Here is a 12,046-nt window from a genome sequence, read left to right as displayed (position 1 = left end):
CCTGACATTGTGGCGAGTCTAAGTCCATAGGAGGTGCAGAGAATGTACGCAATTGTTGAAACCGGCGGTAAGCAGGTTAAAGTTGAAGAAGGTCAGGAAATTTACGTTGAGCGTCTTGACGCTGAAGCTGGCGACGAAGTAACGTTTGATAACGTTTTGTTTGTCGGCGGTGATGATGTAAAAGTCGGCGCACCATACATTGAAGGTGCAACGGTAAAAGGCAAAGTCGAGAAAAACGGCAAAGGCCGTAAAGTCCTTGTCTTCAAGTTTAAGCGTCGTAAACGCTATCAGAAGAAGCAGGGCCATCGTCAGCCGTACACAAAAGTCGTGATTGAAAAGATCGACGCGTAAACGGAGGATGGCATGATTAATGTTCACGTGGCACGCGAGCAGTCAGGCTGGATTACATCCTTTACAATGGATGGTCATGCCAACGCCGGGCCGCATGGGGAAGATCTTGTTTGTGCCGGTGCTTCAGCTGTAGCATTTGGTGCTGTTAATGCAGTTTACGAACTTGCAGATACAGCTCTGAATGTTGAACAGGGCGAAGACGGCGGTTATCTTTCCTGCACGGTACCGGAGCAGTTGGCTCGTTCAAATAGGGAGCAGGTTCAACTTCTAATTGAAGGTATGCTTGTTTCCCTGCAGACGATCGCTGCCTCATACAATGAATTTATAACAATTCACGATGTTAAAGGAGGTGAAGAACCATGATGCTGAATCTTGATCTTCAATTCTTCGCCCAGAAGAAAGGGGTCGGGAGCACGAAGAACGGTCGTGATTCGATCTCGAAACGTCTTGGTGCGAAGCGCGCAGATGGCCAGAACGTAACAAGCGGCTCCATCCTTGTACGTCAACGCGGCACGCGCGTCTACCCTGGCGAAAACGTAGGAATTGGTGGTGACGACACGCTGTTTGCAAAAAGCGACGGCGTGGTACGCTTTGAGCGCCGCGGTAAGCGCGGTAAAAAGGTAAGCGTATATCCACAGGAAGCGTAACTACCTGTAAAGAGCCCGGTTTCCATTTAGGAAGCCGGGTTTTTTCAAAAAGGAGTGGTCTAATGAATTTCACAGTTGTTGGGTATTGGCATGGTTATCCAGAAGCTGGCGAAGCAACTTCCGGCTATTTGCTCGAAGCGAACGGATATCGTGTGCTTATCGATTGCGGCAGCGGGGTCATTTCAAACCTTGCCCGCTACATATCGGTAAACGATGTAGATGCTGTTGTTTTGTCCCATCACCACCACGATCACGCAGCTGACGCTCAAGTACTGCACTATCATCGGATTTTGCGGCACTATAACGAAGGTGGTGAGCGGCCGCTTACGATTTACACACATGATGAAGATGAAGCGTTTGCCAACCAGTTGAGTGCACCGCCTTTTGTGGAGCGGGGCACTTATACGAGCGAGGCACCGCTTCAGCTTGGACCTTTTCAATTTACATTTACAAAAAGCGATCATCCTGTACCGACTTATGCAATGCGGGTTGAACATACTGATGGCACCTTGTTTTATACAGCCGACACTGGATACATGGCAGAGTTGGCTGAAGCCGGCAAAGATGCAGACTTATTTGTAGCAGAATGCAGTTTATATGCAGGGCAGGATGGGAGTCACATCGGCCATATCAACAGTGAAGAAGCCGCTAAGCTTGCCGAGCAAGCTAATGCAAAGCAGTTATTGTTAACACATTTACCTCATTTTGGTAATCATGAAGACTTGCAAACAGAGGCTTCTAAAGTTTTTTCCGGAACTGTCGATGTTGCTGTGAGCGGCTGGACGTTTTCGTTTACAAAATCGTAAGGAAAACAACCGGGCTTCAGGGTTTTACTTTCATACGTCCCGCGTTATAATGTAATCAGTTAATATGAAAAGGATGATTCGATGAACCCAATGAATATCGGTGTGCCTGGTTTAATTTTAATCCTCGTCCTTGCGCTTTTAATTTTTGGTCCAAGCAAACTGCCTCAAATCGGCCGGGCTTTTGGTGAAACATTAAAAGAGTTCAAATCATCCACAAAAGGTATGATGGATGACGATAAGAAAAGTGATGACACTGAAAAAAAATAATAAAAATAAGAGCGTACAAGCAGCATACCAGTAACTGTTAAGCGGATGCTGGAGCGTTTTGCAGCGGCGCTCTTTTTTTATTGATATCTTAACATGCCGCAGATCGTAACGATGTGTGACAAAAGCGTGTGAGGATATTCATGTGTGATTGTTTGTATTATAATGAAGTTACATTAAAAAAGAGAAAGGGGGAGGCTAACATGTATACTGTAATGGATATGATCCACCGAGCTGGATGGTTGATTCTCGTCATTTTATTTTTGGTTGCTTACATAAACTTGGCGAAGGGTAATCAAAAACCATACTTCATATTACATCAAATTGCCCGTCTGTTTTATATTGTTATGATTGTTACCGGCGTTTATATGTTGTTCGGTTTAGGTTTTCCTGTAGCTTACATCATTAAAGCAGTACTTGCGCTTTGGCTCATTTATATTATGGAAGCAATGCTTGGACGCACGAAACGTGGCGTCATGACAGACAGCATGAAAAAATATTACTGGCTTCAATTTGTCATTGCACTCATTGTTGTCGTTCTCATCGGTTTTGGTGTCATTTTATAACTTACAACTTTGCAAAAGACCTCAAAAGAGCTGTTCTGATACGTTTCAGAATAGCTCTTTTTCTACACAAACAGATGACTTAGAAAGCAGGTGCCAATTTTGTATATGTATGATTTGAACCACGACCAAGGCATGTTTTTACTTACCCCAGACAGTAAAATCTTAGATGCTTTTATACGACCTTCATCAATGCCTCAAGTGGTTGAGGGAGAACAAATAGGAAGTTATTTGACCCCGGCTGCAGCAGCTGCTTTACAAGAAGCAGTCCAAAAAGGTGAACAGACCATGCTAGACCTGCAGTTTCGAGAGATGAGCGGAACTTATACATATCAATTTATGAAATTTTCAAGCGGTCGAATAATATTAAGAGAAACTGAGCAAGCCGGCAGCACAAGTGTAAAATCTATGGCCCATTATTTTCAGCAATCGCCTCAACCGTTGCTGCTTACAAGTCGCGCTGGTGTGATCAAAGATATGAATGAAGCGTTTGAAGCCTTTGTTGGGGAACCGGCTCGTAAATATATTGGTGAACACCTTAACGCATTTTTTCCGGAGTTTACGTCAGATTGGGTTTATGACCGGCTTGAAGATCCTGAACATGAAGATGCCTTTCATCGTGCAGCTAACGTCAACCAAATTGGTGGCGAGATCGAACGGGTGCACTGCACCTTTGTGCCGGAGGAGGGCGGAGCGTATTACGTTATCGAAATGGTCACAGACAACACTTCACCGCTTGCTGGCTTTTCACGTTGGCATGAAGATGCCCTAACAGGTTTACCTAATCGGCTTGTCATGTCGCAAAAACTCCAGGATGCGCTGCTACAAGCTGAGCAGGATCGTACACAGTGTGCGGTATTGTTTATTGACATTGACCGCTTCCGGCTCATTAATGAAACGCTAGGTCATGTCGTTGGTGATCAAGTATTACAATTATTAGCTGCACGACTGCAAAGCAATGTTCGAAAAACCGACCTGCTTGTCCGCCTTGGTGGTGACGAATTTATGCTTTTAATCTCTCATGTGAAAGAAGCAGATGAAGTTGAATATGTAGCTGAACGTCTTTTAGCTTCGTTACACCCCCCTTTAGAGATCGATGGATTTGAATTTCATTTACGGGCAAGTATTGGTGCAGCTACGTATCCTGCACATGGGACAACGCCTGACATGTTAATTAAAGCTGCAGATGCTGCTATGTTCAAAGCAAAAAATGATCCTGTTGAAAATATTCGTGTATACAAATCACAAATGAGTCAGGATTTTGCAGAGTGGTTTTACGTAGAAAATGATTTACAAAAAGCATTGATGCAAAATGAATTTGAACTGCTTTATCAGCCTCAGTTTCATATTGATGGTGAAAAAGTGTGCGGAGTAGAAGTCTTGGTGCGCTGGAATCACCCACAACGTGGGATGCTCGCTCCTGGACAGTTTCTACCAGTTGCAGAGGATACAGGTTTGATCGTCGATTTAGGCCATCAAGTTTTGAAACAAGCGTGTCGACAGATGAAGGCGTGGCAACAAACGTATGACACAAAGATCCCGATATCAGTGAATGTGAGTATGAAACAATTCATGCAGAAAGACTTTGTGACCAAAGTGGAAAACATCATTTTAGAAACTGGTCTTGCGCCGACATGTTTGGAGCTAGAAGTCACTGAAACTGTAACGATGGATATTGAACGAACCTACAAAGTATTACAGCAGTTGAAAAAACTTGGTGTGAAAATTTCATTAGATGATTTCGGTACAGGGTACAGTTCTTTACAGCATTTAAATGAACTACCGTTTGATGTGTTCAAAGTGGATCAGTCGTTTGTGAAAAAGATGGTCCATCACGAGCGTGGACGGGCGATGGTTCATACGATGTTAAAGCTTGGCGAAATTTTTAATGTGAAGGTTGTTGTAGAAGGTGTAGAGACGGAATTTGAGTGGGAGACGATAAAAACTTATGGGAACCCTCTCTTGCAGGGATACAAATTCAGTCACCCCTTGACAGAAGATCAGTTTTCAAACTTACTACGTCAAACGCCGGCAGAAGATTAAGCCGGCGTTTTTATATGATTTATCATTGAATTCCATTTGGTAAAAGGTTACAATCTATACAGTTAAACTTGACTGAAGATTCATTCATTTCAACGGAAGGGGCTGTAGTTGGTGGCGATTAATGAAATTGCTAAGCGAAACAAGCTGGTTGTAAAACTCCTTTGGGCAGCATTTATCTTTGGTTTGTTCAGTAATGTTATTGCGGATGTTAGTTTGCAGGGGATCATTGCCTATACTTTAACAGGTGCAGCGGCTGTAAGTGCTGTAACATGGCTTGTTTGGCGCGGCGTAATGATACAACTAATTCCCTACGTCCTTGTGATTAGCTACACTGTGGTGGCTGTCGTCATGGCAGCAACTTCCCCCAAGTTGTCAAATTATTTAATGGTTTATGTGCTGCTTGTGTTTATGACGCTTTATCATATGTACCGCCCGATTATTGGAGGGGGTATTGCCGGTCTTTTTATGACGAACTGGTTTTTTCTTCAGTATCAGGAAACGATGTTTTTAGGGGCAGGCATGGATGTGTTAATCTCTTTAAATGTGTTTATGATCATTATTTGTGCTGTTTTAATTACGCAAGCAAAAATCGGTCAGGATATGCAGCACACTGTTGAAGAAAAACAAAAAGAAGCAACCTTAAAGCAGGAAGAGCTACAGCATGTGTTTGGCGAAGTGTCTGTAAATGCTTCTGAAGTACAACAGTTTTCTGAAGAGATGAATTCGTTTTTAAATGCGATGCATGAAGCTTCCGATGATGTATCGTCATCTTTTCAAACGGTAGCTGATGGCGCTGAAGAACAAAGTGAAACGATCTCTTCAATGAACAATGATGTAGATCTTTTAGGAGAGCGGATTCAAGAGGCTTCAAATCGTGCAGATGCACTCGAACAAACTGCGGGTCAAAATCGATCATCACTAGATGCCGGACAGCGTGAGATCGAGGAACTTAACGAATCCGTATTAAGCCTTGAAGATATGTTTAAACAAATTGAGAACAAAATGAACGCTTTACGTGACTCAGCTGCTTTAATTGAAGGTGTTGTAAATTCAATTGAAAATGTGAGTGAACAAACAAATCTACTTGCATTAAATGCATCAGTAGAAGCGGCCCGGGCAGGTGAGCACGGTAAAGGCTTTTCTGTTGTAGCAGACGAAGTGCGCAAACTTGCTAGTGACACACAAGCGTCGGTGCTTCAAGTTCAAAGTATTCTTGAAGGAATTGAAAATGAAACACAAGCTGCCGAGCATCGTGTTCATGTCGGAGGTGACATCCTTCAAAAAAGTATGAGTGCTTATCAACAGGTAACGCTGCGGCTGACAGAAATTATGACGAACACCAAGGAGATGCAGCAGTATGCAGGATGTGTAACTGAAGCAATGAAACAGGCGGAAAAAGGGAAAGAACAAGTGCGCCGTGGAATGACAGAGACAGTTGATGTGACGGAAACAACAAGTGCTGCGGCAGAAGAAGCGTTTGCTAGAGTAGAGCAGCAGAACAATTACTTGAATCAATTAAATCAGCAGTTTTCAGATTTAAATGCTAAGAACGAACATTTGGCCCTGCTTGTCGGAGTTAATCATAAACATGAAGAAGAGACGCCAGCAAAACAGAAGGAAATCAATGCTTCGAATGAAGAAAGTGAAATTCGTAAACCTGCATAAAAGAGATGGTTTATAAATATCAGCAATCCGAAGTGACTTGGCTAAAGTTTCTTTTCGAGCAAGTAATCACAGGAACGTGAAGTAAGTCATAGTTCTTATGTATGAAAAAAGGGGCCTCCTTTGTGGAAGAGCCCCTTTCTACTTAAGGTTCAATAGTTCGCATCCGATATGAATCGTAAATGTGAGTTAAATAATAATTTTCCTGTTCACTGTTGGATTGCAGACTGACGTGTTCGAGCTCTGGTACATCATAATGAATGTACGTTTTTCCGTTTTTCATTTTGACATACAAAGTGCGCGTACGCTTGTCATACTTCACTTCTTGAATTTGACTGCTCCCCATAGGCTCGTAATTTTGGTTCATGACACAGCCTCCTTTATACTTAAAATAAAAAGCGAGAACGGTATTAATGGTATATACCCAACATGCTTTTATGAAAAACTATGGTGCCAGCAGAGAAAATATAAGTGAGGGGTTGAAAGATTTCCCTTTATTGATTGTGTCTTAAGTTGTACAATGAAGGTACTAGAAAACAAGTGCAGTCAATTAACTTTCGTTTTAAAACTTCAAGCATATGTGCGCATATGTTTTCAAGAATACATAAGTGATATTGCGCTTATTGATTAGTAGGGGTGATTGTACGTTGAGTAACAGCGAATATTTGGACGTGTTTATTGAAGAGAGTCAAGAACATTTACAAACGGTAAACGACAGTCTTCTTCAGTTAGAGAAAGAACCTGATGATTTATCGCTTGTAAACGAAGTCTTTCGTTCGGCGCATACATTAAAAGGTATGGCTGCAACCATGGGATTTGAGGATTTAGCACATTTAACGCATACAATGGAAAATGTACTTGACCTTATTCGAAATGAAGAGCTTGAAGCATCATCTGAAATCCTTGATGTTGTGTTTGATTCTGTCGATGACCTAGAAGAAATGATTAACGACATTGCAGAGGGCGGAAGTGGTAAGCGCGATATTCAACAAATAGCCGATCAGCTTGAAGCGATTCAGCGCGGCGAGGCACCATCAGCCGCCGGAAGTGCCGAGGTAGCTGCAGCAAATGCACAAACCGAAGTAGGTGGAGGGGCGCAAAATTTAGGTGAGAGCTATGATGAATTTGAATTAACCGTGATCACCCAGTCAAAAGAGCAGGGCTTTAGTCCTTATCAAATTAGAATCACATTAGATGAGAATACGATGTTAAAAGCAGCCCGGGTTTACATGGTGTTTGAGATTCTTGAAGAAGCTGGTGAGGTAATTAAATCAACGCCGCCGGTTGATGAGCTTGAAGAAGAAAATTTTGATCATGAATTTATTGTGACCCTTGTAACAAAAGAATCTAAAGAAGATTTAAATGAGCGTATCAATCGCATTTCTGAGATTCAAAACATAGAAATTATCTTGATCGATCCAGAAGAATTAGGAGAAAACAGCGAGGCAGAATCAGAGCCAAAAACTGAAGCACAGGGACAAAGTAGTAAAGATTCTGCTAAAGCAGAATCTCCTGAAAGCTCACAGCCTGTACAACAGCTCGAACCTCAGCAACAGAAGAAAGATGACAAAGACGAGACGACTAAAAAGCCTAGTGAAGCCAATAAGACGATTCGAGTCAGTATCGAACGTTTAGATGTGCTTATGAACTTGTTTGAAGAGCTTGTTATTGATCGTGGACGTCTTGAGCAGATTTCAAGCGAACTTGACAATAATGAATTAAGTGAGACTGTTGAACGAATGTCAAGAATTTCAGGGGATTTGCAAGAAATCATTTTAAATATGCGCATGATGCCTGTGGATCAAGTATTTAATCGCTTTCCACGCATGGTAAGAAGTCTCTCAAAAGATTTAGGTAAAAAGGTAAATCTTGATATTTACGGCGCTGAAACCGAACTGGACCGTACAATTATTGATGAAATTGGCGATCCGCTCGTTCACTTAATCCGTAATTCAATCGACCATGGTATAGAAACGCCTGCCGAACGTTTGGACAAAGGAAAAAGTGAAGAAGGCACCCTTGTGCTGCGAGCTTACCATAGCGGTAATAACGTCTTTATTGAGATTGAAGATGACGGAGCCGGCATCAATCAACAAAAAGTAATTAATAAAGCATTGAGTAATGGGGTAGTAACGCAAGAAGAAATAGAGAAGATGAGTGATGAGCAAATTTTCGGCCTCTTATTTGAATCAGGTTTAAGCACGGCTGACCAAGTAACGGATGTCTCCGGCCGTGGGGTTGGTTTAGATGTAGTGAAAAATACGTTTGAATCGCTTGGCGGGGTCGTTACCGTTAATTCTGAACAAAATGTCGGCTCCATCTTCTCTATTCAGCTTCCGTTAACGTTGTCGATCATTGATGTAATGCTGGTAGAGCTGCAAAAAGAAAAATATGCGATTCCGCTTTCTTCAATTGTGGAAACAGCAATTGTAAATAAAGAAGATGTGTACAGCGCTCACAATCAAAAAGTCATTGATTTCAGGGGCAACGTTGTTCCGCTCGTTTTCTTGAAAAATGTATTTGAAGTACCGGAAGCTGGTATTGAAGACGAGTATTACTCTGTTGTTCTTGTAAGTAAGGGTGAAAAAATGGCCGGGCTTGTTGTTGACTCATTAGTCGGTCAACATGACGTTGTTTTAAAATCTCTCGGAAGCTACTTAACGAATGTGTTTGCAATTTCAGGAGCTACCATTCTTGGTGATGGGCAAGTTGCTTTAATCGTAGATACGAATGCATTAATTAAATAAACCGGGGAGGAGGAGGAAAATTGGCAGAAGAAGAGGGAAATAATAAAGACTTAAAAGTCATTGTCTTTCAGTTAAAAGATGAAGAATATGCAATAGAAGTTGACCATGTGCAGTCTATTGAACGGATGCAGACTGTAACACGTATCCCACGGGTTAGCGCACATATTATCGGGGTTATGAACCTTCGCGGTGTCATCACACCAGTTGTTGATTTAAGGCGCCGCTTTGGTTTAGAAGAAAAAGCATATGATGAGGCAACCCGTATTTTGGTACTTTCTAAAGATAATATTGAGCTAGGCTTGATTGTAGATGGGGCAAATGATGTGATTGATATTACCACAGGAGACATTGAGCCGACACCAGAAGTCGTCGGTGGCGTGGAAGAGGAATACCTTCGTGGTGTCGTGAAGCTTGAGGACAGGCTCTTCACACTGCTTAATCTTGATAAGGTACTGCATGACCGTTCAACAATTGGTGTATAAAATTCTAAAAAATTCCAGGTGTAAGTAAAAGAGGTGTCTAGATTGGCTTCAGTTTTAATTGTAGATGATGCTGCATTTATGCGGATGATGATTAAAGATATTCTTCAAAAAAACGATTTTGAAATTGCAGGCGAAGCAGCTAACGGAGAAGAGGCTGTTGAGATTTTTAAAGATCAACAACCGGACTTAGTGACAATGGATATTACGATGCCGGAAAAAGATGGTTTAGAAGCTTTAAAAGAGATTAAGGCGCTTGATTCAAACGCAACTGTAATTATGTGTTCGGCGATGGGGCAGCAATCGATGGTGATTGATGCAATCCAGGCAGGAGCTAAAGATTTCATTGTCAAGCCGTTTCAAGCTGACCGTGTAATGGAAGCCATTAATAAAGCCATGTAAATTTCCATCCGCCGCCTTCCTTTTTTTATGGTAAAGAGAGGGCGGTTGGTTTGGTCGCGAGAAAGGGCGTGAATGCCGTGGAGGCCACCCACGTAAATGCAATTACAAGAGCAGCAACGACGATCATGGACTCTCATCTTGGGGTGGGTGTAAATGTTGACCAACCATTTTTAGCAGATAAAACAATCCCATCAAGCCAGGTTTCTGTTATCTTAGGAGTGAACGGGGAACTCGAAGGACAGATCATTTGTTCAATGGATGAACCTACGGCTTGCTCCGTTGTCGGGTCAATGATGGGCGGGATGGAGATTTCCCAGATTGATGATATGGGCTGGAGTGCAATCCAGGAGTTTGGAAACTGGATTGCTGGTACAACAGCTACTGAGCTATCCAGAGAAGAAGTGAATATTGATGTGACACCACCAGTTATTAACGAAGGTGGCTCAACATTTCGCTCTCCAGAATCATTTATTACTTTACCGCTTAACAGCAGCATCGGTGAGTTGCTTGTGCACGTTTCAGTAAAAAGGCGGTAAAATTTGATCGATGACACGCTCGTTCTATAACGACAGGTGAATCCAGACTGTCGACAAAGTAGAAAACTTAACATTCACGCGCAGCTTACTGCTCCAATCTCCGTGAACCTCCTTATTAAGAGGTAAAAACCGAATCATGAACGTAACCTTCACTTTCAGACGGACGCTTTCCCGAGGGCTTGGCTTCAGCTAACTTGTTCGAATCCAAACCATTCGAACAAGTGGATCTTCAGCCTGCGCTTGACCCTCTGGGAGTCGCCGTCTTTCGTTTCGATCACTTTTCAATTTACAGATGATCGTCATTTCCAATGAATATGGTTCGTTTTGATCGCTCATGAAGCGTCACTATGAAATTGGTTCATGTAGCTGTTGCTTGATCGAAAAGATCTCTACCACTCATGACCATCAAATGACGCAAGGCTGACAAGCACCGGCGGCGGCGCCACCAGGAACAGCGCGAGCCGAAAATCCCGCAGGCAGAGAGTTTCTGCCGAGGAAGTTGGGTCGGTGACGGGGGCTAAGAAGACACGGTGACTTCAAGCGGCAGCGTAGATCAAACCGATGTCGCACTTGTGCCCTCCGGGTGCAAGCGTCCGCCGAAAAGCGACGTCAGCCTTCGCTTTTCTTGAAAGTTTGTCTACACGCTGAGGTGAATCGTCGTTTTAGGCAGTGAATGATTATAAGGTTTAATCAGCGATACATTTTATGAAGATCATAAGGATGTGATTGCAGGGTCTCCTTTTTGAGGTATGATCCTGCTTTTTCTGTAGCCTGGTGATTAACAACGTTTATAAGCAGTCATTAAGAGCAGTAAAGCTTTCGGCGGACATCATCAACATTATAAAAAGTTGTTGACGACAGAGATTGTGTCTAATATTGTGGTTTATCCGCTGAAGAGATCAGCTAAGTTCTTAGCGGAAAGCAACAACGTTGAAAAAAGTTGTTGACGACAAAACAAAGATCTACTATATTAGTCAATCCGCACCGAAAAAGGCGCGGCACACATCGAACTCAAAAAAACTTATAAAAGTTATTGACGACATGTTATTAAAGTGATAATATAGTAAATCCGCGCTGATGACAGCGCAAAAAAACAGCGAGCCGCTTCAAGCGAAGCAGCGCTGAGAAAATAGATTTCTTTAAGAAGTTGTTGACTTTTAAGTTGATAACTATTAAAATAGAAATCCGCGCCAATAAAGTGCGAACATGATTTGCCCTTTGAAAACTGAATGAAAGCAAGTGCGCCCGTCAATATAATTGACGTTAAACGAAACACATCAAATCCCTTCGATTTGATTGGATGGAAGGCCGGTTAAGTTCGCAATGTCCTGTTGCAACACCGGCACTCGAACATCCTGTTCATCGGAGAGTTTGATCCTGGCTCAGGACGAACGCTGGCGGTGTGCCTAATACATGCAAGTCGAGCGCGTGAAACCAGTTGATTCTCTTATGGGATGACGCTGGTGGATCGAGCGGCGGACGGGTGAGTAACACGTGGGCAACCTGCCCTGCAGATCGGGATAACCCCGGGAAACCGGGGCTAATA

General features: G+C 42.7%; 13 protein-coding genes, 1 rRNA gene and 1 other annotated feature (1 of these 15 cut by a window edge). Of the genes, 13 read left to right on the top strand and 1 reads right to left on the bottom strand.

Translation table 11 applies throughout. The annotated features are described in order from the left end of the window. Window positions 1–30: a sequence feature (ribosomal protein L21 leader region), on the top strand; it begins 49 nt to the left of the window's first position. A gap of 12 nt (window positions 31–42) precedes the next feature. From rplU to B0H94_RS09665, 8 genes are all read left to right on the top strand, one after another. After that, on the top strand, window positions 43–351 hold the full coding sequence (rplU, locus tag B0H94_RS09700) for a 50S ribosomal protein L21 (RefSeq protein WP_106589067.1): 309 nt from the start codon (window positions 43–45) through the stop codon (window positions 349–351). Window positions 352–363: 12 nt separating this feature from the next. Beyond that, entirely contained in the window at window positions 364–714 is a 351-nt protein-coding gene (locus B0H94_RS09695) for a ribosomal-processing cysteine protease Prp (RefSeq protein ID WP_106589066.1), read from the top strand. Then, on the top strand, window positions 714–998 hold the full coding sequence (gene rpmA, locus B0H94_RS09690) for a 50S ribosomal protein L27 (RefSeq protein WP_106589193.1): 285 nt from the start codon (window positions 714–716) through the stop codon (window positions 996–998). The genes B0H94_RS09695 and rpmA overlap by 1 nt, the downstream gene beginning before the upstream one ends. Before the next feature lie 62 nt (window positions 999–1,060). After that, complete coding sequence (locus B0H94_RS09685) at window positions 1,061–1,804, top strand: MBL fold metallo-hydrolase (protein ID WP_106589065.1); 744 nt, start codon at window positions 1,061–1,063, stop codon at window positions 1,802–1,804. 81 nt (window positions 1,805–1,885) lie between these two features. Continuing rightward, window positions 1,886–2,071, top strand: a complete 186-nt coding sequence (gene tatA / locus B0H94_RS09680; RefSeq protein ID WP_282432541.1) for a twin-arginine translocase TatA/TatE family subunit — start codon at window positions 1,886–1,888, stop codon at window positions 2,069–2,071. Between the two features lie 200 nt (window positions 2,072–2,271). Beyond that, window positions 2,272–2,634 carry a DUF1516 family protein gene (locus B0H94_RS09675; RefSeq protein WP_181315343.1) on the top strand — a complete coding sequence of 121 codons (363 nt, stop codon included), beginning with the start codon at window positions 2,272–2,274 and terminating at the stop codon, window positions 2,632–2,634. A gap of 105 nt (window positions 2,635–2,739) precedes the next feature. After that, complete coding sequence (locus B0H94_RS09670) at window positions 2,740–4,674, top strand: sensor domain-containing protein (RefSeq protein ID WP_245893963.1); 1,935 nt, start codon at window positions 2,740–2,742, stop codon at window positions 4,672–4,674. 111 nt (window positions 4,675–4,785) lie between these two features. Continuing rightward, window positions 4,786–6,339 (top strand): methyl-accepting chemotaxis protein, encoded by a 1,554-nt coding sequence (locus B0H94_RS09665; RefSeq protein ID WP_106589062.1) that lies wholly within the window; start codon window positions 4,786–4,788, stop codon window positions 6,337–6,339. 142 nt (window positions 6,340–6,481) lie between these two features. Here B0H94_RS09665 and B0H94_RS09660 read toward each other — a convergent pair whose 3' ends face one another. After that, on the bottom strand, window positions 6,482–6,703 hold the full coding sequence (locus B0H94_RS09660; RefSeq protein WP_106589061.1) for a KTSC domain-containing protein: 222 nt from the start codon (window positions 6,701–6,703) through the stop codon (window positions 6,482–6,484). Window positions 6,704–6,983: 280 nt separating this feature from the next. Between B0H94_RS09660 and B0H94_RS09655 the strand changes: the two genes are divergently transcribed. From B0H94_RS09655 to B0H94_RS09635, 5 genes are all read left to right on the top strand, one after another. After that, entirely contained in the window at window positions 6,984–9,083 is a 2,100-nt protein-coding gene (locus tag B0H94_RS09655; RefSeq protein WP_106589060.1) for a chemotaxis protein CheA, read from the top strand. 20 nt (window positions 9,084–9,103) lie between these two features. Further along, a complete protein-coding gene (locus B0H94_RS09650; protein WP_106589059.1) occupies window positions 9,104–9,565 on the top strand; it encodes a chemotaxis protein CheW in 462 nt (153 codons plus the stop codon). Between the two features lie 42 nt (window positions 9,566–9,607). Beyond that, window positions 9,608–9,964: a response regulator gene (locus B0H94_RS09645; protein ID WP_106589058.1), complete on the top strand. Its 357-nt coding sequence runs from the start codon at window positions 9,608–9,610 to the stop codon at window positions 9,962–9,964. A gap of 50 nt (window positions 9,965–10,014) precedes the next feature. Beyond that, window positions 10,015–10,500 carry a chemotaxis protein CheX gene (locus B0H94_RS09640; RefSeq protein WP_345789041.1) on the top strand — a complete coding sequence of 162 codons (486 nt, stop codon included), beginning with the start codon at window positions 10,015–10,017 and terminating at the stop codon, window positions 10,498–10,500. A 1,359-nt stretch (window positions 10,501–11,859) separates the two neighbouring features. Then, window positions 11,860–12,046 (top strand): 16S ribosomal RNA (locus B0H94_RS09635); the annotation flags it as partial.

This window comes from Salsuginibacillus halophilus, from assembly GCF_003014715.1.
In the GTDB taxonomy this organism is placed as follows: domain Bacteria; phylum Bacillota; class Bacilli; order Bacillales; family Marinococcaceae; genus Salsuginibacillus; species Salsuginibacillus halophilus.
This window is presented reverse-complemented; position numbering and strand designations above follow the sequence as displayed.

Bases quoted from the DNA above. Each gene is read 5' to 3' on its own strand.
- B0H94_RS09685 (WP_106589065.1), top strand. From the start codon at position 1,061: ATGAATTTCACAGTTGTTGGGTATTGGCATGGTTATCCAGAAGCTGGC.
- B0H94_RS09675 (WP_181315343.1), top strand. From the start codon at position 2,272: ATGTATACTGTAATGGATATGATCCACCGAGCTGGATGGTTGATTCTC.
- B0H94_RS09695 (WP_106589066.1), top strand. From the start codon at position 364: ATGATTAATGTTCACGTGGCACGCGAGCAGTCAGGCTGGATTACATCC.
- tatA (WP_282432541.1), top strand. From the start codon at position 1,886: ATGAACCCAATGAATATCGGTGTGCCTGGTTTAATTTTAATCCTCGTC.
- B0H94_RS09660 (WP_106589061.1), bottom strand. From the start codon at position 6,703: ATGAACCAAAATTACGAGCCTATGGGGAGCAGTCAAATTCAAGAAGTG.
- rpmA (WP_106589193.1), top strand. From the start codon at position 714: ATGCTGAATCTTGATCTTCAATTCTTCGCCCAGAAGAAAGGGGTCGGG.
- rplU (WP_106589067.1), top strand. From the start codon at position 43: ATGTACGCAATTGTTGAAACCGGCGGTAAGCAGGTTAAAGTTGAAGAA.
- B0H94_RS09670 (WP_245893963.1), top strand. From the start codon at position 2,740: ATGTATGATTTGAACCACGACCAAGGCATGTTTTTACTTACCCCAGAC.